At 72.5% G+C, this 22,555-nt stretch carries 23 protein-coding genes, 2 tRNA genes and 1 riboswitch; of the genes, 18 read left to right on the top strand and 7 right to left on the bottom strand.

The features are described 5' to 3' along the window. Positions 1–37 precede the first annotated feature (37 nt). The 7 genes from ACSQ2D_RS18755 to ACSQ2D_RS18725 all read left to right on the top strand — a co-directional run bounded on the left by ACSQ2D_RS18755 (position 38) and on the right by ACSQ2D_RS18725 (position 7,432). The gene (locus ACSQ2D_RS18755) at positions 38–844 is read left to right on the top strand and encodes a carbon-nitrogen family hydrolase (RefSeq protein WP_435987423.1); all 807 of its coding nucleotides are present in this window, start codon (positions 38–40) and stop codon (positions 842–844) included. Beyond that, positions 841–2,736 (top strand): NHL domain-containing thioredoxin family protein, encoded by a 1,896-nt coding sequence (locus tag ACSQ2D_RS18750; protein WP_435987422.1) that lies wholly within the window; start codon positions 841–843, stop codon positions 2,734–2,736. Before ACSQ2D_RS18755 ends, ACSQ2D_RS18750 begins: the two co-directional genes overlap by 4 nt. A gap of 72 nt (positions 2,737–2,808) precedes the next feature. Then, a complete protein-coding gene (locus ACSQ2D_RS18745; RefSeq protein ID WP_435987421.1) occupies positions 2,809–3,687 on the top strand; it encodes a hypothetical protein in 879 nt (292 codons plus the stop codon). Positions 3,688–3,786: 99 nt separating this feature from the next. Continuing rightward, positions 3,787–4,080 carry a DUF6458 family protein gene (locus tag ACSQ2D_RS18740; RefSeq protein ID WP_435987420.1) on the top strand — a complete coding sequence of 98 codons (294 nt, stop codon included), beginning with the start codon at positions 3,787–3,789 and terminating at the stop codon, positions 4,078–4,080. 166 nt (positions 4,081–4,246) lie between these two features. Continuing rightward, positions 4,247–5,626 carry an acyltransferase family protein gene (locus ACSQ2D_RS18735; RefSeq protein WP_435987419.1) on the top strand — a complete coding sequence of 460 codons (1,380 nt, stop codon included), beginning with the start codon at positions 4,247–4,249 and terminating at the stop codon, positions 5,624–5,626. A gap of 96 nt (positions 5,627–5,722) precedes the next feature. Beyond that, positions 5,723–6,730 (top strand): N-acetyltransferase family protein, encoded by a 1,008-nt coding sequence (locus tag ACSQ2D_RS18730; RefSeq protein ID WP_435987418.1) that lies wholly within the window; start codon positions 5,723–5,725, stop codon positions 6,728–6,730. Positions 6,731–6,805: 75 nt separating this feature from the next. After that, entirely contained in the window at positions 6,806–7,432 is a 627-nt protein-coding gene (locus tag ACSQ2D_RS18725) for a CGNR zinc finger domain-containing protein (RefSeq protein ID WP_435987417.1), read from the top strand. Between the two features lie 122 nt (positions 7,433–7,554). Here the strand turns inward: ACSQ2D_RS18725 and ACSQ2D_RS18720 are convergent, their stop codons facing one another. Next, on the bottom strand, positions 7,555–9,417 hold the full coding sequence (locus tag ACSQ2D_RS18720) for an acyl-CoA dehydrogenase (protein WP_435987416.1): 1,863 nt from the start codon (positions 9,415–9,417) through the stop codon (positions 7,555–7,557). Positions 9,418–9,695: 278 nt separating this feature from the next. Between ACSQ2D_RS18720 and ACSQ2D_RS18715 the strand changes: the two genes are divergently transcribed. Further along, positions 9,696–9,911, top strand: a complete 216-nt coding sequence (locus tag ACSQ2D_RS18715; protein WP_435987415.1) for a hypothetical protein — start codon at positions 9,696–9,698, stop codon at positions 9,909–9,911. Positions 9,912–10,047: 136 nt separating this feature from the next. On the opposite strand, the gene ACSQ2D_RS18710 is transcribed toward ACSQ2D_RS18715, so the two are convergent. Further along, a tRNA-Gly gene (locus ACSQ2D_RS18710) sits at positions 10,048–10,121 on the bottom strand. 159 nt (positions 10,122–10,280) lie between these two features. Continuing rightward, positions 10,281–10,775 carry an FBP domain-containing protein gene (locus ACSQ2D_RS18705; protein WP_435987414.1) on the bottom strand — a complete coding sequence of 165 codons (495 nt, stop codon included), beginning with the start codon at positions 10,773–10,775 and terminating at the stop codon, positions 10,281–10,283. A gap of 419 nt (positions 10,776–11,194) precedes the next feature. Then, positions 11,195–11,337, top strand: a riboswitch (cyclic di-AMP (ydaO/yuaA leader). Position 11,338: 1 nt separating this feature from the next. Between ACSQ2D_RS18705 and ACSQ2D_RS18700 the strand changes: the two genes are divergently transcribed. Then, a complete protein-coding gene (locus ACSQ2D_RS18700) occupies positions 11,339–11,890 on the top strand; it encodes a C40 family peptidase (RefSeq protein ID WP_435987413.1) in 552 nt (183 codons plus the stop codon). 83 nt (positions 11,891–11,973) lie between these two features. On the opposite strand, the gene ACSQ2D_RS18695 is transcribed toward ACSQ2D_RS18700, so the two are convergent. Continuing rightward, positions 11,974–12,047: transfer RNA gene (locus ACSQ2D_RS18695), tRNA-Gly, on the bottom strand. A 109-nt stretch (positions 12,048–12,156) separates the two neighbouring features. Between ACSQ2D_RS18695 and ACSQ2D_RS18690 the strand changes: the two genes are divergently transcribed. After that, on the top strand, positions 12,157–12,588 hold the full coding sequence (locus ACSQ2D_RS18690; protein ID WP_435987412.1) for a hypothetical protein: 432 nt from the start codon (positions 12,157–12,159) through the stop codon (positions 12,586–12,588). Next, a complete protein-coding gene (locus ACSQ2D_RS18685; RefSeq protein ID WP_435987411.1) occupies positions 12,588–13,457 on the top strand; it encodes an SMP-30/gluconolactonase/LRE family protein in 870 nt (289 codons plus the stop codon). The genes ACSQ2D_RS18690 and ACSQ2D_RS18685 overlap by 1 nt, the downstream gene beginning before the upstream one ends. An 82-nt stretch (positions 13,458–13,539) precedes the next feature. Here the strand turns inward: ACSQ2D_RS18685 and ACSQ2D_RS18680 are convergent, their stop codons facing one another. After that, positions 13,540–15,081, bottom strand: a complete 1,542-nt coding sequence (locus ACSQ2D_RS18680; RefSeq protein WP_435987410.1) for an AAA family ATPase — start codon at positions 15,079–15,081, stop codon at positions 13,540–13,542. 138 nt (positions 15,082–15,219) lie between these two features. Between ACSQ2D_RS18680 and dcd the strand changes: the two genes are divergently transcribed. The 7 genes from dcd to rpmG all read left to right on the top strand — a co-directional run bounded on the left by dcd (position 15,220) and on the right by rpmG (position 20,552). Further along, on the top strand, positions 15,220–15,798 hold the full coding sequence (gene dcd / locus ACSQ2D_RS18675; protein ID WP_435987409.1) for a dCTP deaminase: 579 nt from the start codon (positions 15,220–15,222) through the stop codon (positions 15,796–15,798). Next, positions 15,795–16,553 carry a serine aminopeptidase domain-containing protein gene (locus tag ACSQ2D_RS18670; RefSeq protein WP_435987408.1) on the top strand — a complete coding sequence of 253 codons (759 nt, stop codon included), beginning with the start codon at positions 15,795–15,797 and terminating at the stop codon, positions 16,551–16,553. The genes dcd and ACSQ2D_RS18670 overlap by 4 nt, the downstream gene beginning before the upstream one ends. 51 nt (positions 16,554–16,604) lie before the next feature. Continuing rightward, positions 16,605–17,756: an ABC transporter ATP-binding protein gene (locus ACSQ2D_RS18665; RefSeq protein WP_435987407.1), complete on the top strand. Its 1,152-nt coding sequence runs from the start codon at positions 16,605–16,607 to the stop codon at positions 17,754–17,756. Next, positions 17,753–18,394 (top strand): ABC transporter permease, encoded by a 642-nt coding sequence (locus ACSQ2D_RS18660; RefSeq protein ID WP_435987406.1) that lies wholly within the window; start codon positions 17,753–17,755, stop codon positions 18,392–18,394. Before ACSQ2D_RS18665 ends, ACSQ2D_RS18660 begins: the two co-directional genes overlap by 4 nt. Then, positions 18,391–19,248: an ABC transporter permease gene (locus tag ACSQ2D_RS18655; RefSeq protein WP_435987405.1), complete on the top strand. Its 858-nt coding sequence runs from the start codon at positions 18,391–18,393 to the stop codon at positions 19,246–19,248. The genes ACSQ2D_RS18660 and ACSQ2D_RS18655 overlap by 4 nt, the downstream gene beginning before the upstream one ends. After that, entirely contained in the window at positions 19,245–20,168 is a 924-nt protein-coding gene (locus tag ACSQ2D_RS18650) for an ABC transporter substrate-binding protein (RefSeq protein ID WP_435987404.1), read from the top strand. Before ACSQ2D_RS18655 ends, ACSQ2D_RS18650 begins: the two co-directional genes overlap by 4 nt. A gap of 216 nt (positions 20,169–20,384) precedes the next feature. Further along, positions 20,385–20,552 (top strand): 50S ribosomal protein L33, encoded by a 168-nt coding sequence (rpmG, locus tag ACSQ2D_RS18645; protein WP_435987403.1) that lies wholly within the window; start codon positions 20,385–20,387, stop codon positions 20,550–20,552. Positions 20,553–20,695: 143 nt separating this feature from the next. On the opposite strand, the gene pip is transcribed toward rpmG, so the two are convergent. Then, entirely contained in the window at positions 20,696–21,667 is a 972-nt protein-coding gene (gene pip, locus ACSQ2D_RS18640; protein ID WP_435987402.1) for a prolyl aminopeptidase, read from the bottom strand. Between the two features lie 25 nt (positions 21,668–21,692). Then, positions 21,693–22,418 carry a hypothetical protein gene (locus ACSQ2D_RS18635; protein WP_435987401.1) on the bottom strand — a complete coding sequence of 242 codons (726 nt, stop codon included), beginning with the start codon at positions 22,416–22,418 and terminating at the stop codon, positions 21,693–21,695. Between the last annotated feature and the right edge of the window lie 137 nt (positions 22,419–22,555).

Raw genomic sequence — 22,555 nt, 5'->3', positions numbered from 1 at the left:
GCGCCAGGGCCCCACGCGGGCGTGTGAGAGTTGGACCATGAAGGTTGCGCTCATCCAGCTGGCCTACGGCGACGACGAGTCGGTCGCCGCCCGCACCACCCGCGTCGCGGACCTCGTGCGCGCCCAGGCGGGCCACGACCTCGTCGTCCTCCCCGAGCTCTGGCCGGCGGGCGGCTTCGACTACACCGCGTGGGACGAGCGGGCCGAGGCCGTCGACGGTCCCGTCGCGCAGGCGCTCGCCGCCGCGGCCCGCGACGCGCGCGTGACCCTGCACGGCGGGTCGATCGTCGAGCGAGCCGAGCCGACCGGAGCCGGCGGTCGTGGCCTGTGGAACACGAGCCTCGTCTTCTCGCCCGAGGGCGAGCTCGTCGCGACGTACCGCAAGATCCACCGCTTCGGCTTCGGCGAGGGCGAGCCGAGCCTCATGGACGCAGGCGAGGAGCTCGTCGTCGTCGACGTGCCCGTCGCCGACGGCGGCACCGTCCCGGTCGGCCTCTCCACGTGCTACGACCTGCGCTTCCCCGAGCTCTACCGGCGCCTCCTCGAGCGCGGGGCCGAGGTCTTCGTGATCCCGGCGGCCTGGCCGCGCAAGCGCGTCGCGCACTGGACCCTGCTCGGCCAGGCTCGGGCCGTCGAGGACCAGTGCGTCGTGATCCAGTGCAACACCGCGGGCACGCACGCCCGCCACGAGATGGGCGGGCACTCGCAGGTGGTCGACGCCACCGGGAAGGTTCTGGCCGCCGCCGGCCTTGACGAGGAGGTGCTGAGCATCGACATCGACACCGCGGCGACGCCGGAGTGGCGCCGCACCTTCCCCGTGCTGACCGACCGGAGGCTCCCGTGAGCGCCGGCGCCGGGGTGGAGCCCGCCTCGCTGCGTTCCCGCGTCAGGGTCCGGGCGCCCGAGCTCGTCGGCCGCGGGTGGCTCAACACCGGCGGCCGCTCGCTGTCCCTCGCCGACCTGCGCGGCCGCGTCGTCGTCCTCGACTTCTGGACCTTCTGCTGCGTCAACTGCCTCCACGTGCTCGACGAGCTGCGGCCGGTCGAGGCGCAGTTCCCCGACGCGCTGACGATCATCGGCGTCCACTCGCCGAAGTTCGAGCACGAGGCCGATGCCGACGCGCTGGTCGCCGCCGTCGAGCGGTATGCCGTCCACCACCCCGTGCTCGACGACCCCGAGCTCGTGACGTGGAAGGCCTACGCCGCCCGCGCCTGGCCCACGCTCGTCGTGCTCGACCCCGAGGGTTACGTCGTCGCGTCGATGTCGGGGGAGGGGCACGGTCCCGGTCTCGCGTCCCTGGTCAGGGAGCTCGTCGAGGAGCACCGGGCCAAGGGCACGCTCCAGCCGGGCGACGACCCCTACGTCCCGCCGCCCGCCCCCGACACGGCGCTGCGCTTCCCGGGCAAGGCGGTCGCCCTGCCCGACGGGTCCTTCGTCGTCAGCGACACGGCCGACCACGAGGTCGTGCACCTCGAGGAGGACCTGGAGAGCGAGCGCGCCCGCTGGGGTGGCGAAGGCGTCCTCAACGAGCCGCAAGGTGTCCTGCTCGCGACGCCCGAGGTGGCCGACCGGCTCGGCATCGACCTGCTCGTGGCCGACTCCGTCAACCACCAGCTCAAGGGGATCCGCTTCTCCGACGGGTCGGTCCACGTCGTGGCCGGCACCGGTTCGCAGCTGCGCGAACGCACCGGCGGGGGCCCCGCCCTCGAGCAGGCGCTGTCGACGCCGTGGGACCTCGCCTGGCTCGGCGGCCGGCTCATCGTCGCGATGGCGGGCACCCACCAGCTGTGGGCGTGGACGCCCGGTGCCACGCTCGAGGACGGTCACGTCGAGGTCGTCGCGGGCACGTCCAACGAGGGACTCGTCGACGGGCCCGCGCGCGAGGCGTGGTTCGCCCAGCCGTCCGGGCTCGCCGCCTCCGCCTCCGGCGACCGCGTCTGGGTGGCCGACTCCGAGACCTCCGCCGTGCGGTCGGTGACGACGGACGCCGACGGCGGCCTCGTCGTCGAGACCCACGTCGGCACAGGGCTCTTCGACTTCGGGCACCGTGACGGGGACGCCGCCGAGGCGCTGCTCCAGCACCCGCTCGGGGTCACCGAGCTGCCCGACGGGTCCGTCGCCGTCAGCGACACCTACAACGGGGCGGTCCGACGCTTCGACCCGGTGACGGGTCAGGTGTCGACGCTGGCCCAGGGGCTGTCCGAACCGAGCGACGCCGTCGTCGAGCACGACCCCGACACCGGCGAGGTGCGCCTCGTCGTCGTGGAGTCCGCCGCCCACCGCCTCACCCGGGTGGCCCTGCCCGAGGCCGCCCAGCGTGTCGACGGACCCGCTCACCGCACCCAGCGGCCACCGACGCCGCTACCCGCCGGCGAGGTCGCCCTCGAGGTGACATTCGTGCCGCCGACCGGGCAGAAGCTCGACCTGCGGTGGGGAGACCCGACGCGCCTCGACGTGTCCGCGACGCCCGACGCCCTCCTCGTCTCCGGCGCCGGGCGGGCCGAGGGCCTGACGCGGACGCTCGTGCTGCGCGACGGCATCGGGTCAGGCACGCTCCACATCTCGGTGCAGGCCGCCGCGTGCGACGGGGACCCCGAGACGGGCGAGGTGCCCGAGCACGCCGCGTGCCACCTCTTCCAGCAGGACTGGGGGATCCCGGTCACCCTCGACCCCAGCGCCGATGCCACACTGACTCTCGACCTCCGGGGGGTCCAGGCCGGGGACCAGCCGACCTGACCCGACCCGGGAGGTCGGGAGGTCGGGGCGAGACCAGCGGACGACGACGACGACGACGACAAGGCGGCAGGCGTGGCACGACAGGCATCCGGTGGCGGCGGACGTTCGGTCCTCTCGGCGGTGTGCGGGTTGCTGGCCATCGTGCTGCTGCCCGTCTCGCTCCTCGGCTTCTGGGCGTCGGTCATGCTGACGCGCACCGACGTCTTCGTCGAGGAGCTGCGGCCCGTGGTCACCAAGCCGCAGGTGCAGGAGGCTCTCACCGACGGCGTCGTCCAGGGCGTCCTCGGCGCGGTCGACCTCCAGCCGGCCATCGAGAAGGCCCTCGAGGCGCCGATCCGCACCCAGGCGGCCGCCCTCGTCGCGAGCCCGCAGGTCACCGCCGCATGGACCACCGGCATCCGGGCGCTCCACACGCAGTTCATCGCCGTCATGGAGGGTCGGGCCGACACGAAGCTCGACGACCAGGGGCGCGTCTCGGTGCGCCTGACGATCCCCGTCCCGGCCCTGACCTCGACGCTCGAGCAGGCGGGGGTGCCCGACGCGGGGTCGATCGCGCCGGTCGTGACGATCCCCCTCGTCAAGGCCACCGACCTGCAGAAGGCGCAGGTGGCATACCGCATCGCCGACGCCTGGGGACCCTGGGCGCCGCTCGTGGTGGGCGCCCTCGCGCTGCTGTCGATCGCGCTGGCGCGGCGCTGGCGCACGGCGACGACGCTCATCGCGATCGGCTGGATCGCGACGTCCCTCGCGCTCGCCCTCGTCGTCATGGTGTCGCGCGAGCCGCTCATGCGCCGCGTCGACCCCGAGGTGGCGCGCACCATCGCCGACGCCGCCTACGGCCTCGCTGCGCGAAACCTCTACTACGAGATCGCGATCGCCGTGGGTGTGGGGGTCGTCATGCTCGTCGTCTCCGCGGTGTCGCTGGCGTTCGGGCGCCGCCGCGCCCGCTGATCCCGGCCCCGCGGTCGCCGGGAACGTGACGGTGGGCCCACCTGCGGGTATGTGCCACGCAGGTGCGCGTCCAGGGCGTACCCCAGCCAAGGAGACCTCATGGGTATCGGACTCGGGATCTTCCTGCTCGTCGTCGGCGCGATCTTCTACTTCACGAACATCGACTCCAGCGTCCTCAACCTGAGCAGCAGCACGGGCAACACGATCGGGATCATCCTCATGGTGGCCGGCGCGCTCGCGATCATCCTCGCGCTCGTCCTCAACGCCCAGCGCGCGCGCACCCAGCACACGGTCGTCACCGAGCGCCGTGGCGCTCCCGACGTCGTCGAGCGCCGGGTCGACGGCGACGAGGTCGTCGAGCGGCGCGTCGAGCCCCGCGACGGGACCATCTAGACCGTCGAAAGGCCACGAACCGGGCCCCGCACGTCGAGAGGCCACGAACCGGAGCCCGGTTCGTGGCCTCTCGACGTGTGGGGCGGGGTTGCGACACCTCCTGTCGGGTGGCGGTCTGAGCAGGGGAACTCACCTGCGCGGGCCCCTGTTCGTGCTTCGATGAGACGTGAGCAGGACCCACCCCGACGCAGCGCCCCGCACGGCGTCCGACATCGACGCCGCGACCCCTGCCGACCGCGACCGGTGGGTCGACACCCTCCGCGTCGGCTCGCTCCTCGTCGTCATCCTCGGACACTGGCTCATGGTCGCGATCACGACCGACGGGCAGATCACGAACGCGCTCGCGGTGGTGCCGGCTCTCCAGCCACTCACCTGGCTGCTGCAGGTCATGCCGCTCTTCTTCCTCGTCGGGGGCGTCGCCCACGCCCACACGCTCGAGTCGCTCGAGCGTCGCCACCCGGACCGCCGAGGACGGTATGCCGCGTTCTTCCGGGCGCGCGCGGCGCGCCTGCTGCGTCCCACCCTCGCCTTCCTCGCCGTCTGGGTCGCGCTCGGCGTCGTCGCGGACCTGTCGGGCCTCACGTCACGGCCCGGCGACGCGGGGCGGCTCGCGCGCGACGCCCTCGTCATGGTGCCGCAGCTGCTGTGGTTCGTCGGGATCTACCTCGGGGCCTGCGCCTTCGCCCCGCTCATGCGTAGCCTGCACCGGCGCTGGGGCTTCGGCGTCGTCGTGGTGCTCGTCGCGCTGGCGTGCATCGTCGACGTCGTGCGTTTCGGCGGCGGGCCCGAGCTCGTCGGCAACCTCAACTTCGCCCTCGTGTGGCTGGCGCTGCACCAGCTCGGGTTCGCCTGGCGCGACGGGCTGCTCACGACCGGCCGTGGGTGGGTGATGGCCGTCGTGGGCTTCGGTGCGATGGGCCTGGCCATCGCGTTCGGTCCCTACCCGACCTCGATGGTGGGGCTGCCCGGCGAGGCCGTCTCCAACATGGCGCCACCCACCGCGGCCTTGCTCGCCCAGGGCATCGGCATCTGCGGCCTCGCGGTCGTGCTGCGACCGGTCATGGCGCGTGTGCTCGCCCGTCCCCGCGTCTGGCGAGCGGTCGTGCTGGCCGGCCCCTTCGCGATGACCGCCTTCCTCTGGCACCTCACGGCGCTCATGACGGTGCTCCTCGCGATGCGCGCCCTCGGGATCGTCCAGCCGCCCGTCGCGTCGTGGCAGTGGTGGCTGACCCGGCCGATCCTCTTCGCCGTGCTCGCCGTCGTCACGGCGCTGCTCGTCGCCGTCTTCGTCCGCTTCGACCGCGGGTCACGCTCGGTGGCCGACGCCTCGCCGGAGACGCGCGGCTGGGTCGACCCCGTCGCCGCGGTGTCGGCGGGCGTGCTCTTCTTCGGGATCCTCATCATCTCGATCGTCGGCGTCGACGTGCTGGGCAACCGGCCCGTCTTCTTCCTCGTCGGTGACGTCACCCCGATCGTCGGCTTCGTCGTCCTGGCCGTCGGGCTGCTCCTGCTGCGCTCGACCCGCCCGCGCGCGCCCCTGACCTGACCCCCGGCGAGTGAGCGCTCCGTCCCCGTCGAGTGAGCGCCCCGTCCCACGGAAACTCGATGGCCGCGCCGACGCGTGGCCCCCTACCGTCGTGGCATGGAGACGACCCTCATCGACGTGCACGACGACGCGGTCTGCGCCCGCGCGTACGACGTCATCATCGCCAGCAAGGGTCACGAGCGCCCGTGGAACGAGCCGCCCTCCCTCGCCGAGACGCTCGTCGAGTGGCGCCACGTCGACGATGCCGAGCGCATGGAGATGTGGGGAGCCTTCGACGGCGACGACCTCGTCGGAGTCGCGTCGCTGTGGCTGCCCCTGTCGGACAACACGACGATGGCGTGGTTCGACGTGCAGGTCGACCCGGCCCACCGCGGGCGAGGCGCGGGCTCCGCCCTCGTCGAGCGGCTCGTCGAGCGGGCCCGCGAGGAAGGGCGCGTCACGATGGTCGTCGACTTCCTCGTGCCCCCGGAGTCCGAGGGTCACGACTACCGCCGCTTCGCCGAGCGGCACGGCTTCCACCTCAGCAACACCGAGATCATGCGCCACCTCCGGCTGCCCGTCGACGAAGAGCTCCTCGCCCGGCACGCCGAGCAGGCGCGCCCGCGCTGGGAGGGCGCCTACCGCCTCGAGACCCACGTCGGCGGCGTGCCCGAGCACCTGCAGGAGTCGCTCTGCGCGGTCATGAACCAGCTCGCCGTCGACGCGCCCACGGGTGACATCGCGTTCGAGGAGGAGTCGCTGACACCCGCCCGCTACCGGGAGTACCTCGAGGTCACGAGCGCGCAGGGGCGGGTGCGCCTGACGACGGTCGCGGTCCACGAGGACAGTGGCGACGTCGTGGCCTACACCGACCTCATGCTCCCCTCGGGCGCACCCGGCGTGGCCTGGCAGTGGGGGACGCTCGTGCACCGCGACCACCGGGGACGCCGGCTCGGGATGGCCCTCAAGGTCGAGAACCTCAGGCGGCTGCAGGCCGACCACCCCGAGCGGCAGCGTGTCGTCACCGGCAACGACGACACGAACGCGTGGATGGTCTCGATCAACGAGGATCTCGGTTTCCAGATCGTCGAGCTGTGCCCGGCCTACCAGCGGTCGTTGGCCTGACCGACAGAACCGGTTAACCGGTTATCTACACAAGACGGGTTGGGCGGCCGAGCTGTCACAGGCCATGATCGTCTCGTGCACACGTACGACGTCGACGGATGCGAGCTCCCTCTCCGGATCGCCGGCGACCCCGCCCTCGAGCTCGTCAACACCCTCGCCGGCTGGGCGGCAGTCGCGACCGACCAGGTCGATCACCTCCACGACTACGACGACCTCGTCGTCTGGGCCCGGGAGTGCGGCCTCGTCGACGAGGTCGCGGCGGCCCGTCTCCGACGCTCGGCCCGACGCGACCGGGTGACGGCCGACGCGGTGCTCCGGGAGATCCGCAGGCTGCGCCGCGACGTCCACGACCTCGTGGTCGGCGTCGCCAGGCGCGCGGCCCTGACGCGCGTGTCGACCCTCGCCGTCGAGGCCCGACAGGCCCAGACGCTCATGGCGACAGGCGGATCGGTCCACTGGCACTTCACGCGCGACGCCGGCCTGCACGAGCCGCTGTATGCCGTCGCGCTGGCCGCCGCTGCCCTGCTGACGTCCGAGGCGGGCGGGCACGTCTCGGCCTGCCCGGGAGACGGGTGCGGCTGGGTGTTCCTCAACCCGTCGGGCCGCCGGCGCTGGTGCATCATGTCCGTCTGCGGCAACCGTGCCAAGGCCCGGGCCTGGGCGGCGCGGCAGCAGGCGTCGCGCGACCCGGCTCTCTCCTGAGCCGCCGCCGACCGGTCAGCCCCGCGCGTGCCGGGCCGGACGGCATACGCACACGGCCCGGGAACGACGAGGCGCCCGCTCCCACGTGGGGAGGGGCGCCTCGAGGTGAGGGGTGGTGCGCGTCAGAACGCGGACTCGGGGACGTCCATGAGGTCGTTGTCGACGGCCTCGGCGATGGCGCGCTCGGCGGCGAGCTTCGGCAGGACGTTCTTGGCGTAGAAGGAGGCCGCCGCGACCTTGCCGCGGTAGAAGTCGGCGTCCTTGCCGGACGCACCGCCGTCCAGGGCCGCCTGCGCGACCTCGGCCTGACGGAGCAGCAGCCAGCCGACGACGAGGTCACCGGCCGCGAGGAGCAGGCGGGTCGTGTTCTGGCCGACCTTGTAGAGGTTGGCCGTGTCGCCGCCCATCCGCGGGTCGCTCTTCATGGCGTCGCCGATCATGTGGCCGACGATGCCCTGGACGTCCTCGAGCGCCCGGCCGAGCAGCTCGCGCTCGGTGTCGAGCGACCCACCGAGGTCCTTGGCGAACTCCTGGATCTGCCCGGCGACGTGCTGCAGGGCCTGGCCCTTGTCCCTGACGATCTTGCGGAAGAAGAAGTCGAGGCCCTGGATGGCGGTCGTGCCCTCGTAGAGGGTGTCGATCTTGGCGTCGCGGACGTACTGCTCGACGGGGTAGTCCTGCAGGAAGCCCGAGCCGCCGTAGGTCTGGAGCGACTCGGTGCCGAGCAGCACCCAGGCGCGCTCGGAGCCGAGGCCCTTGACGAGGGGCAGCATGAGGTCGCTGATCCGGTTGGCGACCTCGGCCGCCGAGCCCTTCTCGAGCGGCACGGTCGGGTTGCCGGCCTGCGCCTGGTTGACGGCGTCCTGCTGGCTCGCGGTGTAGATGACGAGCGCGCGCAGGCCCTCGGCATACGCCTTCTGCAGCATGAGCGAGCGGCGGACGTCGGGGTGGTGCGTGATGGTGACGCGCGGCGCCGCCTTGTCGGTCATCTGCGTGAGGTCGGCGCCCTGGACGCGCTCCTTGGCGTACTCGAGCGCGTTGAGGTAGCCGGTCGAGAGCGTCGCGATCGCCTTGGTGCCGACGAACATCCGGGCGTTCTCGATGACCTTGAACATCTGGGCGATGCCGTCGTGGACGTCGCCGAGGAGAGTGCCGACCGCCGGCTCGTGCTCGCCGAAGGTGACCTCGCACGTCGTGGAGACCTTGAGGCCCATCTTGTGCTCGACGTTGGTGACGTGGGCGCCGTTGCGCTCGCCGAGCTCACCGGTCTCGAGGTCGACGTGGAACTTCGGGACGATGAAGAGGCTGAGGCCCTTCGTGCCCGGGCCGGCACCCTCGGGGCGGGCGAGGACGAAGTGGACGACGTTGTCGACCATGTCGCTCTCGGCCGAGGTGATGAAGCGCTTGACGCCGGTGATGTGCCACGTGCCGTCGGGCTGCTGCACGGCCTTGGTGCGGCCGGCGCCGACGTCGGAGCCGGCGTCGGGCTCGGTGAGCACCATCGTCGTGTGCCACGCGCGGTCGACGATGTGCTTGGCGAGCTTCTTCTGGTCGTCGGTGCCGAGGTGCCAGAGGAGGTTGGCGAACGAGTAGCTCGCCGTGAACATGTGGATGGCCGGGTTGGCGCCGCAGACCATCTCGGCGACCGACCAGCGCAGCGAGGCCGGCACGACCATGCCGCCGAGCTCGGCGGGGACGTCGAGGTTGCCCCAGTCGCCGTCGACGTAGGCCTTGAACGACTTCTTGAACGACTCGGGCATCGTCACCGACTGGCTGACCGGGTCATAGACGGGCGGGTTGCGGTCGCTCTCGAGCAGGCTGTCGGCCAGCTCGTGCTCGGCGAGGCGCGAGACCTCGCGGAGGATGTCCTTGGCCGCGTCGACGTCGACGTCGGCGTAGATGCCGGTGCCGAGGACGTCCTGACGGTTGAAGACCTCGAAGAGGTTGAACTCGAGGTCACGCACATTGCTCTTGTAGTGGCCCATCCGGGGACCCTCCGCGTTCTGTCGCTCGTCGTGCGTCCGCACTGTCGTCGGCGGGCGCGCCAAGTTACTGGCCGGTCACTTCCATGATGCTACTGACGGGTAACGATCGCAAGGGGGAGAGGTCACGGTTCCGCCACGAGCGCCACGAGCGGCACGACCGGCACGAGCGGCTCTGAGGGCGTATGCCGCCGGGCCCGTGCGTGTGCCACACCATCGTCCCCGAGGCGGCGGGGCGCACACGAGGTGCGCCGCGGGCCGGGACCCGCTGGGATGGGGCCATGGACGCCCGCCGCCGCCTCGTCGACGACCCCTTCGGCTGGCAGCGCACCGCTTCGGGCCAGGTTCGGGTGACCCGCAGGGGACGGCTCGTCGCCGTCATCGCCGGCGCCGCGGCCCGCCGGCTCGACCGGGTGCTCGACGGCGACGACGAGGACGCCGTCCAGCACGCCCTGGCCCGGGCGACCGGCAACTACCGGCGCGGCAACGAGCGCTGACCGCGCTGAGCGGCTGCCGACGCGGCGCTCGGGTCCGGGCCGGACGGCATGCGTGCCCGGACGGCACACGTGTTCGGACGGCACCTGTGCTCGGACAGCAGAAGGGCCCGGTCGCGGTGACCGGGCCCTTCTGGACTGGAGCAGGCGGCACGAATTGCACGTACGTCTTCCTTCTGGAAGAAGGCTGTTCTGCTACTGAACTACGCCTGCGAGGCGTCGCCAACCGTAGCAAGACTCGGGGTGCGTCGTCCAAACGGACGCGCCGGATACTCGACCCAGTGGTGCCCGCAGGTCCCAGCCGCCCGCCGCCCCGGCCTGACCCGGCCGAGCGCCGAGGTCGAGCCCCAGCGCGTCAGGCCCGGGCGACCGTCAGGAGCCGTCGCGCAGCCGGCGGGCGAAGGCCGACGACCGAGCCCGCAGCTCCTCGACGCGTCGCTCGACGAGGGCGAGCGGGTCGAGGCCGCCCTCCATGCCGTTCGGCAGGCGCCGGACGTGCGTCGAGCAGCTGAAGTCGGCGTGCACGAGGGTGCCGAGGCTGTTGCCCTCGCGGCCGGACGCCCCGGCCCGGCGGGCCACGAAGAGTGCCACCTCGCTCGTCGCGAAGACGTCCTCGCACCACGCGCACATCGCGCTCGCCTTGCGCGTCCGCTCAGCGGTCCGGAGGAGGAAGCCGACGGGTTCGTCGTCGACGGGGACGACGGCATACGCCCGTTGCGGGTTGCTGCGGTCGACCCAGCCGAGGTAGTCGAGCGACTCCCATCGGGCGCCGAGGTCGAGGTCGGCGGGAAGGGTGGCCTGCTTCGCCTCACGCCGGGAGGCGTTGACGAAGGAGGCGCGGATCTCGTTGTCCGTCAATGGTTTCACGGTCTGTTCCTGTCAGACGGGCAGGACCGGGTGACCCGGTCAGCCGGGGTGGGGGAGGTGGAGCGGGACCGTGACCGCTGAGCAGGCCATGACGGCCACCCACCTCTCCGCGGGCCTCCCCGCTGACGACTGACGTGCTCCGACGGAGCAGCGTCCATGGTGCGTCGCGACGTCCCCGGTGGTCCACCGAATATCCGGCCGCCCGGCCCCCGAGGGCGTATGCCGTGGGCGTCCGGGAGTGCCCATCCAGCCTCCGCGGATGTGTCGAATGTCCGCCGAGGCGGCATTTGACCTGTCAACTATTGCCATAATCTGCCGTTTCGCGACCTTTTCGTGACCTGTCTGTCACCGTCGATGGATGCTCATCGCCCGGGGTCTCCCCCGAGCGGCCCACCGGACGCCGAGTCCTGTCCACCGGTGGGGCAGCCACGCAATAACGGACAGGAGTGGGGGACCCACTTTCGGGCCGGCCAGCCGGTCCTTGGGGTGAAGCCGCATCAGCGGCCGGGCATCTTCCGCCCGAACCCGACAGCTCACCTCACAGGCGTGGGAAGGAATCCACCATGCCCACTTCTACCCTTGCACGCCGAATTCCCTTGCAGTCCCTGGCGATCACGCCACTTCTCGCAGCCGCCCTCCTCGTCGGGACGGGTAGCGCGCCGACATCGTCGGTGACGCACCAGGCGGCCCCCAGCGCGGGCACCGCGCCTGTCACGATCAAGGCCAAACCGGTCGCCTACGTCTCGGCCGCCGTGCGAGCCGCGCGAGGACGGACGGCCGTCAAGGTCGCGGCCGCCCAGCAGGGCGACCCGTACCGCTACGGCGCGGCGGGGCCGTCGGCGTTCGACTGCTCCGGCCTCGTCTACTACACCTACCGCACCCGTCTCGGCGTCGGCGTCCCGCGCACCGCCAACGCCCAGAGGCTCGCCAGCGTCCGCATCAGCAAGTCGAACCTCCAGCAGGGCGACCTCATCTTCTTCATGTCCGGAGGTCGGGCCTACCACGTCGGCATCTACGCCGGCTACGGGAAGGTCTGGCACTCGCCCAAGCCCGGCCAGCGCGTCCAGCTCTCGAGGATCTGGACGACGAGCTGGGTCGCGGGCCGCATGCCCTGACCCCATCGATCGCACCGACGGCCCCGACGGCCCGTGACGCACGAAGGCCCCGACCGGCATACGGTCGGGGCCCTCGTGTCGTGTGGAGCGAGCGACGGGAATCGAACCCGCGTATCCAGCTTGGGAAGCTGGCGCTCTACCATTGAGCTACGCTCGCACGGGCCGCCCGGAGGTGCCCCGCGAAGGGTCCGCAAGGCGGCACGCGGCGTCAGTGTAGCCGACACCGCGCCAGTGCCAGGAACGCGACCCCAGGGGCCGAAACCGTCATGGATCTCGCCAAGCAGACCGCCTTCGTCGACCACGTCCGCGAGCGCGGTGGGGCGAGTGCCCAGGTGGCCGTCACCCTCGAGCAGTTCTTCGAGGGCAACGACTGCGAGTGGTGCATCGCGCCCAACCGTCCCGAGGACATGCCGCTCGACACGGTGCGCCGGGTGCTCTTCGAGCTGCGCGACCACCCGGAGGTCCACGACGTCCGGGTCGAGCTCGACGTGCTCGAGTTCCAGGACTTCCCCGACGACGAGTGGCCGTATGCCAGTGGGGTGGCCGTCATCACGACGCTGCTGCCCGAGGAGGTCGACGCCATGACGATCGACGCCGACACCGAGTCGAGCGGGGGTCCCGCCGCGAGCGCGGAGTGGCTCGTCGACGGACCGGTCGTCCCCGAGGGCCACCACTACGTCGGCGTGTGGTGGGACTGATGGCCGCCGACCGCGGCCCGGTCGTCACGGGCGAGCTCGAGCAGGTCACCGATGCCCTCTGCTACCACGGCGAGGGACCTGTCTGGTCGCCGACGTGGGGCGGTCTGCGCTGGGTCGATCTCCTCGCCGGTGACGTGCTGACCCTGCGTGCCGACGGCTCCGTCGACCGCCTGCACGTCGGCGACGTCGCAGCGTTCGTGCGGCCCCGCCGGTCCGGCGGATGGGTGGTCGCGACCGAGCGCGGGCTGGCGCGCGCGGACGAGCCGGACGGCGCACCCACCCCGTGGTTCGACCTCTGGGACGACCCGTCCGTCCGGATGAACGAGGGCGGGGTCGACGGCCTCGGCCGCCTCTGGGCGGGGACGATGGGCTACGACCGCGTGCCCGGCAGCGCCACCCTCTTCCGCGTCGACGCCACCGGCGAGGTCACGACCCTGCTGCCCGACGTGACGATCTCCAACGGCATCGACCTCTCGCCCGACGGCCGGCTGGCCTACTACGACGACACCCCGACCGGTCGCACCGACGTCTTCACGGTCGTCGACGGCGAGCTCACCGACCGGCGGCCCTTCGTCACCCACGACGTCGGCCATCCGGACGGGCTCACGGTCGACAGCGCCGGCAACGTCTGGGTCGCGCTCAACGGTGCGGGCCGCGTCCGCTGCCACTCGCCCGGGGGCGAGGTGCTCGCCGAGGTCATCGTCCCCGCGCGCCTCACGACGGCGTGCACGTTCGGTGGCGACGACCTGCGCGACCTCTACGTCACGACGTCCCGCGAGAACCTCGACGACCCCGAGCCCGTGGCCGGTGCCGTCTTCCGCGTGCGCGTCGCGGTGCCGGGTCAGCCGGTGCGCGCCTTCGCCGGCTGAGCGGCGGCCTGCACGCCACCGGGGGCGTATGCCGTGTGCCCGGGTCGCGCGAGCGGCCCCGGCCCCGCTCGTCTGCGTCACCTCACGGCGGTGGTCCCGGGCGGGTCATGCCTCCGTCGGTGGACGGGCCGAGGAGCATGACGGGGCGACGCGACCGCAGCCGGCCGGACGGCATACCACCGGGGTCGACGGCGACGCCGTCCTCGTCCGGGGCGCCGACGCCCAGGAGGCTGCGCGTCAGGGCCTGCGCGTCGGACAGGAGCTCGTCGAGGGCGTGGCCGAGGTGGTCGTCCCCGGGCGGCTCGTCGGCGACGGCCGCCGCGAGGACGGCGCGGCGCACGAGCTCCTTGGCGAAGGACGCCGTCGTGCCCTCGGCCCGCGAGGCCGCGGCCGAGATGGCCTCGGCACCGAAGAGGTGCCCGCCGTAGAGGCGGAGCAGCTCGCGTCGGCCCTCGGCGTCGGGCAGCGGGATCTCGGCGGCCAGGTCGACCCGGCCGGGCCGCTGCGACAGGGCGACCTCGAGGTCCTCGACGCGGTTCGTCGTGAGCACGAAGGCGACGTCCGAGTCGGAGTCGAGGCCGTCCAGGGCGTCGAGCACCTCGAAGAGCAGGGGAGAGGCCCCCATCGGGGCGAACGACCGGTCCTCGGCGACGAGGTCGCAGTCCTCGAGGACGACGATCGCCGGCTGGTGGGCGCGGGCGACCTTGGCGGCGTCGTGGATGAAGCGCAGCGAGCCGCCGCTGAGGAGCACGGCCGTCGTGCCCGGCGTCGCCGAGAGGAGGTATCGGACGGTGTGGGTCTTGCCGGTGCCCGGCGGGCCGTAGAGCAGGACGCCGCGCTTGAGGTGCTGGCCGTGCGCGACGAGCCGCTCGCGGTGCTCACCCATCCCGATGACGTGGTGGGCCACCCGGTCGAGGACGCCGTCGGGCAGCACGACGGCCGCCGCGTCGACCGTCGGACGCTCGATGAACGTCACGCCGGCCATGCCCGGCCCGTAGGGGTCAGAGCCGAAGGTCACGACCTGTCCGCGGATGACGCTCCGCTCGTCCATGAGCTCCTGGATGCGGGCCATGAGCGCGTCGGACACGTCGCGGTCGCGGGCGACGACCTCGATGGTCCCGGACTCGCGCCCGAACTGCCGGTTCATGCCCTGCTGCCGGACCGCGACCGGGTGGCCGTCGAAGTGGAAGAGGCGGATCCCGGACGTCACGACCTGTCGCTGGTCGTCCTTGCCGGGGCCGGTCGGCATCCGGTCGTAGTCGACCTGGCCCACCGACATGCCGGGACCGTGGATGCGCTGCACGAGGTCGCCGAGCGACATGTGGTGGCGCGCGTCGCCGGCGATCCCGATGACCGTGGCGTCCGGGTCGGCGCCCGCGACCTCGGAGAGGGCGATGTCCGCGTCGACGAGCCGGTGGGGTGGCACGGTCGACGAGACGACGGCGAGCAGGTGCGGCGGGGTCCCGAGGTGCTCGCGCAGGGCATCCGACAGGCGCTGTCCGGCGTCGTCGGCCGGCAGCGACTCGAGGATCCGGCGGAGGACGGAGTGGAAGTCGGCGAGCAGGGCGTCGTCGGCGCGCCGGGCGCCGGTGCCAGAGGCGGCGGAGGGGTCCGAGGGGTCCATGACGTGACGATAGGTCGCCGGCGGCGTCCGTGGGGCGTCCACGGGGCGGGAGAGTCGCGCGGGACTGTCGGGGGACTGTCGGGGGGCTGTCGGCGGGACTGTCGGGGCGAAACCGGTGCGGCGTTATAGCCTCGTCCCGTGCTGCTCTCCGACAAGGACATCCGGGCCGAGATCGCTGCCGAGCGGGTCGTGCTCGACCCGTGGGACCCCGCGATGGTCCAACCGTCGAGCGTCGACGTCCGGCTGGACAAGTTCTTCCGGCTCTTCGACAACCACAAGTACCCCTACATCGACCCGGCCGCCGAGCAGCCCGAGCTGACGCGCCTCGTCGAGGTCGGTCCGGAGGAGGACAGCTTCGTGCTGCACCCGGGCGAGTTCGTCCTCGGCTCGACGCTCGAGACCGTGACGCTGCCCGACGACCTCGCTGCGCGCGTCGAGGGCAAGAGCTCGCTCGGGCGCCTGGGCCTGCTGACCCACGCGACCGCCGGCTTCGTCGACCCCGGCTTCTCCGGCCACGTCACCCTCGAGCTGTCCAACGTCGCGACGCTGCCGATCATGCTCTACCCGGGCATGAAGATCGGTCAGCTCTGCTTCATCCGCCTCAGCTCGCCGGCCGAGAACCCTTACGGCTCAGCGGCCTACGGCTCGCACTACCAGGGCCAGCGCGGTCCCACGGCGAGCCGGTCGTTCGCGAGCTTCCACCGCACCCAGGTGTGAGCGCCGACCTCGCGCCCGCTGCGGCCGCTGCGGCCGCTGCGGCCGACGGCGAAGGTATGCCGTTCGCTTCGCTCGTCTGGGACGCCCGGCCCGCGGGCGCCACCGTCGTCGCCCTCGTCATGCACGGCGGCGCCGTCGACGGCCACGAGCCCAACCGGCCGTGGTCGCACAACGTCGCGCGCCTCGTGCCCTTCGCCCGGTCCCTCAAGAGGGTGCCCGGTCCGATGGCCGTCGCCCGACTCCGCTTCCGGGTCCGTGGCTGGAACGGCGACGCGATGCCCGTCGAGGACGCGCGGTGGGCGCTGGCACAGGTGCGGGCGGCATACCCCGGCGTGCCGATCGCCCTCGTGGGCCACTCGATGGGCGGACGTGTCGCGATGTTCGTCGGCGACGAGCCCGACGTGCGCCTCGTCGTCGGGCTCGCGCCGTGGGTCGAGCCGGGCGACCCGCAGCCGGGGGCCGGTCGGCGCACCGTGCTCATCCACGGCGACCGCGACGTCATCTGCTCCCTCGCCCGCACCCGCCGGGCCGTCGAGCAGATGCAGGCCGAGGGGCTCGACGCCTCCCTCGTGCGTGTCGCCCGGGCCGACCACGCGATGCTCGTGCGAGCCCGACTCTGGACCGCCCTCGTCACCGAGGTCGTCGAGGCCACCTTCGCGCGCGAGCTGGGCGGCAGCGGGGAGCCGCGCTCGGGCCCCATCGGGGCCGTCGTGGCCCGGGTCGTGCACGCCGGAGGCGTCACGGTCGACATCTGACCCTCGACGACGATCGCGGCGCGGTCGGCGCAGACGGGTACGTTGTGGGGCATGATCCGCTTCGAGGGCGTGACCAAGCGCTACGCCGATGCGTCCGGCACCGACGGGGGAGCAGGGTCGGTCGCCGTCGACGACCTGACCCTCGAGGCCCCGACCGGCAAGATCACCGTCCTGGTGGGGCCCTCGGGCTGCGGCAAGACGACGACCCTGCGCATGGTCAACCGCATGATCACCCCGACGTCCGGGACGATCTCCATCGACGGCCGTGACACCGCCTCGCTCGACGTCGCCGAGCTGCGCCGCGGCATCGGCTACGTCATCCAGCACGCGGGTCTCTTCCCGCACCGCACGGTCCTCGACAACGTCACGACCGTCCCGCGGCTGCTCGGCACCGACAAGCGCACGGCGCGGTCGCGAGCCATGGAGCTCATCGAGCGCGTCGGCCTCGACCCGGCGATGGCCAGGCGCTACCCCGCCCAGCTCTCCGGCGGCCAGCAGCAGCGCGTCGGCGTGGCCCGGGCGCTCGCGGCCGACCCGCCCGTCATGCTCATGGACGAGCCGTTCTCGGCCGTCGACCCCGTCGTGCGCGAGCAGCTCCAGAACGAGTTCCTGCGGCTCCAGTCCGACCTCGGCAAGACGATCCTCTTCGTCACCCACGACATCGACGAGGCCGTCAAGCTCGGCGACCAGGTGGCGGTCCTGCGCGTGGGCGGCGTTCTCGCCCAGCTCGACTCGCCGGCCACGCTCCTCGCCGACCCCGTCGACGACTTCGTCGCCGGCTTCGTCGGCCGCGACCGCGGCTACCGCGCGCTGTCCTTCGCCGCGGCCCCAGAGCTGTCGCTCACCGACGAGCCGACGGTGGCCCTCGGCGCCACCGCCGACGAGGTCAGGGCCATCGGTACGCCATGGGTGCTGTGCGTGGGCGACGCGGGTGAGCCGCTGGGCTGGGTCCGGGCGGCTGCCGTCGAGTCCGAGGTGACGCGCACGGTCCTGCACCGCGGCGGCACCGTGGCCTCGACCAGCGGGTCGCTGCGGGCCCTGCTCGACGCGGCCCTGTCCTCGCCGAGCGGGCGCGGTGTCGTGGCCGACGAGGACGGCCGGCTCGTCGGCACGATCCGCGCCGCCGAGGTGATCCCCGCGATCGAGGCCCGGCGCGACGCAGCCGCCTCCTCGACCCCGGCCGAGGAGGCGACCGCCCGGTGACCTGGGCCCTCGACCACATCGGCGAGATCATGTCCCGCGCCGGCCAGCACGCCTGGCTCGCGGGGCTGCCGCTCGTGCTCGGTCTCGTCATCGCCATGCCGCTCGGCTGGCTCGCTGCGCGCCGTCCGCGGCTGCGCGCGGTGCTCCTCACGACGACCGGCCTGCTCTACACGATCCCGTCGCTCGCCCTCTTCATCCTCCTGCCGCCGCTGCTCGGCACGAAGATCCTCGACCCCGTCAACGTCATCGTCGCGATGACCGTCTACACGGTGGCGCTGCTGACCCGCACCGTCGCCGACGGGCTCTCCTCGGTCGACGGGTCGACGCAGCAGGCGGCCATCGCGATGGGCTACGGCTCGTTCGCCCGGTTCCGCGCCGTCGACCTGCCGCTCGCGGTGCCGGTCATCGCGGCCGGCCTGCGCGTGGCGGCCGTGAGCAACGTCAGCATCGTCAGCGTCGCCTCGCTCATCGGCATCTCGCAGCTCGGCTACTTCCTCACCGACGGCTACGCCCGCTCGTTCCCGACCGAGGTGTGGGTCGGCATCGTCGCGTGCCTGCTCCTCGCGCTCGTCTTCGACCTCGTCATCCAGGTCGTGTCGCGCGTCCTGACGCCGTGGACCCGGGCGGTGGCCGCATGAGCCTCGCGACGATCTGGGCCTGGTTCACCGACCCGGCCAACTGGCAGGGCACCGACGGCGTGCCCAACCGCCTCCTCGAGCACCTGCTCTACACCGTCCTGACGCTGCTCATCGCGCTCGTCATCGCTGTGCCGCTCGGGGCCTGGGTCGGTCACTCCGGACGCCTGCGCTGGCTCGTCACCGGCGCCAACGCCGCTCGCGCCGTCCCGACCCTCGGGCTGCTCTTCGCCGTGTCGATGTTCGTCGGGCCGCTCATCCAGAGCGACCTCGCGTTCGTCATCCCGAGCATCACCGTGCTCGTCCTGCTCGCGATCCCCCCGCTGCTCTCCGGCACCTACGCCGGCATCGAGAGCGTCGACCCCGCCGCGCGCGACGCGGCGCGCGGCATGGGCATGACGGGCTGGCAGGTGCTGACCAAGGTCGAGGCGCCGTGCGCGCTGCCGCTCTTCCTCAGCGGGCTGCGCAGCGCGACCCTCCAGGTCATCGCCACCGCCACCATCGCCGCCTCGGTCAGCCTCGGCGGCCTCGGCCGCTACCTCATCGACGGGCTCGCCTCGCGCGACTACGTCCAGATGGTCTGCGGCTCGATCCTCGTCGCCGTCCTCGCCCTCGTCGCCGACGGCCTCCTGGCCCTGCTCGAGAAGAGGGCCGTCTCACCGGGAATCTCCGGGCGGGCTGCGCGTGTTGCCCGTTCACGCGCACGAAACTCCGATCCCCACTCCGAACCAGACCCCGACGGTGCAGACCGCTCGGACCCCGACCCGCGGCAGGCCGCGCTCGTGGGCTCCGGCAGCACCGGCCCCGTGGAGGCGACCGCCGCCACGGGCACCCCATCCGAAAGGGACCGACCATGACACGCACGCGCTTCCTCGCCGCGGGCCTGCTCCTCGCCGCTGTGGTGCCGCTCGCCGCCTGCGGTGGCGGCGGTGACCCCCTCGCCCCCGCCTCGAGCCCCGCTGCCGGCGGATCGACCGGCGCCGCCGGCTCGGTCAAGGTCGGCTCCGCCGACTTCCCCGAGAGCGCCCTGCTCGCCGAGATCTACGCCCAGGCGCTCGAGGCCAAGGGCATGACGGCCGCCCGCCAGTTCAACATCGGCAGCCGTGAGACCTACCTCAAGGCGATCTCCGGCGGCGAGGTCGACGTGCTCCCCGAGTACACCGGCTCGCTGCTCACCTACTACGACAAGGCCGCCAAGGCCACGCAGCCCGACGAGGTCTACGCCAGCCTCCAGAAGGCGGTGCCGCAGGGCCTCACGGTCCTCGACAAGTCGGTGGCCGAGGACAAGGACTCGATCGCCGTCACGAAGCAGACGGCCGACGAGTGGTCGCTCAAGGCCATCCCGGACCTCGCGGCGCACCAGGACGAGCTGACCCTCGGCGCCCCGCCGGAGTTCAAGACCCGCCAGCGCGGCCTCGTCGGCCTCGAGTCCGTCTACAAGGTGACGCCCAAGGAGTTCCGTCCGCTGCAGAGCCAGGCCACGGTCGAGGCGCTGAAGAACGGCCAGGTCAAGGCCGCCAACATCTTCAGCACCGACCCGTCGATCGCTGCCAACGGCTTCGTCGTGCTCGACGACCCGCAGAGCCTCTTCGGCTCCGACAACGTCGTGCCGCTCGTCCGCTCCGACAAGGCCGACTCGCTCAAGGCAGCTCTCAACGCGGTCTCGGCCAAGCTCGACACGACGTCGCTCGCCGACATGGTCAAGCAGGTCGTCGTCGACAAGAAGGACGCGAGCGAGGTCGCCAAGACCTGGCTCGCGAGCGCCGGTCTGGCCTGAGCCGCCCGACTCTCGGCAGCTACCGGGCGGCTGACGGCACACGTCTGCGGTCGACCGGACACGACAGAGGCCCCCGCGTCGGATGCGGGGGCCTCGGTCGTGCCCCGACGGGACCCGGCCGGGCTGACTCGGCCGTACCGGGAATGTAGCACCATCGAGAATGGTTCTCATTACAGTCGCGAAGATCCGCGACCCCGAGACCCGAGGAGCACCCATATGGCCAAGCGCACCGACCTGCGTCCCGTCGTCACCCTGCGTTCGACCGCCGGCACCGGCTACAGCTACGTGACGCGCAAGAACCGCCGCACCGACCCCGACCGCATGGTGCTGCGCAAGTTCGACCCCGTCGCCCGCGAGCACGTCGACTTCCGCGAGACCCGCTGACGTCAGGTGCCCGCCGCGAGACCGGCGGCGCACGACCCGGTGGCCACGTCCGACCTCGGACGTGGCCACCGTCGTATGCCGTCCGGCACCGTCACCTGGGCTCCGGCAGTGCCTTCGTGGTCGGGTCAGGGGGCAGGCGTGGGTCAGGGGCGAGGGTGGGGTGGTCCTGCGGGGTCGGCGAAGCGGTCGAGCGCCTCGACGAGGATCCGCTCGCCCTCGCTGCCCGGGCCGTGCAGGTCGTCCTCGACGACGTGCAGCTCGGCCAGGGGCAGCGCCTGTGCCAGCTCGTGCGCGACCCGCAGCGGGGAGGCGATGTCGAGTCGGCCGCGCACGAGCACGGCCGGGACGTCGGCGATCCGGTCGAGACGTCCCGTGATGGCGTCGTCGGGCAGGAAGGCGTGGTGCCCGAAGTAGTGCGTGACGAGGCGCGCGAAGCCCAGTCGGAAGCGGGGGTCCTGGAAGCGGGCACTCGGGACCACCGGCCCCGAGAGGGTCGCGATGCGGTCCTCCCAGGCGCACCACGCCCGGGCGGCCTCGTCGGACACGAGGGGGTCGTCGTGCAGGAGCAGCCGGTTCACCGCCAGCGGCACGTTGCCTCGGTCGGCATCCGCCGGCAGTGACGCGAGCAGCGCGTCGAACTCCGCGGGGTAGACCTCGCCCATCGTCCGGGTCAGCCACTCGACCTCGTGCCGCCGGGTCGTGACAACGGCCCACAGCACGAGCGCACTGACGCGCTCGGGGTGCGCGACGGCATACGCGAGCGAGAGGGTCGAGCCCCACGACCCGCCGAAGAGCACCCAGGCGTCGATGCCGAGCTGCTCGCGGAGCCGCTCGAAGTCGCCGATCAGATGGGCGGTCGTGTTGTGCCGCAGGGCATCCCGGGTGTCGCCCGCATGCGGTCGGCTGCGTCCTGCGCCCCGCTGGTCGACGAGCACGACGCGGTAGCGATCGGGGTCGCAGAACTCGGTCCACCACGGTGACGCACCCGACCCGGGACCGCCGTGCACGACGAGGAGCGGCGTGCCGTCCGGGCGACCGGACTGCTCCCAGTGGACCTCGTGCCCGTCACCCGTGACGAGGGTGCCGGTCTCGAACGGCTCATGGGCGGCGAACACAGAGGTCAGGATGCCACCCGGGGGGTCAGCGCGCGAACGTCCTGGCCTGCCGGGCGGGCTCGGGGGTCGCGGGCGTCGACTCGGGCACGGCCCAGGTGACGCGCACCGGCTCCGGCGCCAGCGGCGCGAAGGCGGCCACGACGTCGATGCCGTCGCGCAGGAGCGTGACGAGACGCTCCTCGGGGTCGTCGACACAGGCACGGGCGATGCCGTCCACGGCGAGGGCGACGACCTTGGCGGCGTTGGCCGGGCGCACGGCGGCGGTGTTGAACCCCATCCGTGCCAAGTGGATCCGCGCCCAGCGCTCTGCTGCGGGCGCGGTGGTCAGGGCGGCGCGCGAGGCCGCGGAGAGCTGCCCCGGACTGCGGCCGTCCTGCTCGGCGAGGATGCCCTCGGCGTTGAGGATGGCGAGCGCCATGACGTTCTGGCGCTCCTCTGCAGCGACGGGGAGCGCGGCCCGGGCGGTGGTCAGCACGAGCGCGGTCGTGACCCTCGGGTCGTCCGGGTTGAGGCCGACCACCTCGGGGATCATCGTCACGAGGCGCTGGCGGTGGGTCTCGTCGAGCATGTCGTTGACGCAGCGTGCGAGGGTCGCGAGCACCGGGTGCGTGCACTCCGGGTGGTCGCTCCACCGCTCGCCGGCCAGGAACGAGGCCATCTCCATGAAGCACGCGCCCTTGCGCGAGCTGCGGTGGCGGCCGCGCGACAGCACCGGCACGCCGTCGGGCACGAAGGGGGCTCGTCGTGACATCGTCGCTCCTCGGACTTTCCCATGAAGGATCCTGCGCGGGTTCCTTCATGGTGCGCCTCAATCGGCTGCTTGACCACCCCTTCTGTCCAACCCGGCACCGGGCTGGTCGCTGTGGGATTGCCCGCAGTCCCCTCGCC

The organism is Terrabacter sp. LjRoot27 (genome assembly GCF_964254175.1).
Lineage (GTDB): Bacteria > Actinomycetota > Actinomycetes > Actinomycetales > Dermatophilaceae > Terrabacter.
This window is presented reverse-complemented; position numbering and strand designations above follow the sequence as displayed.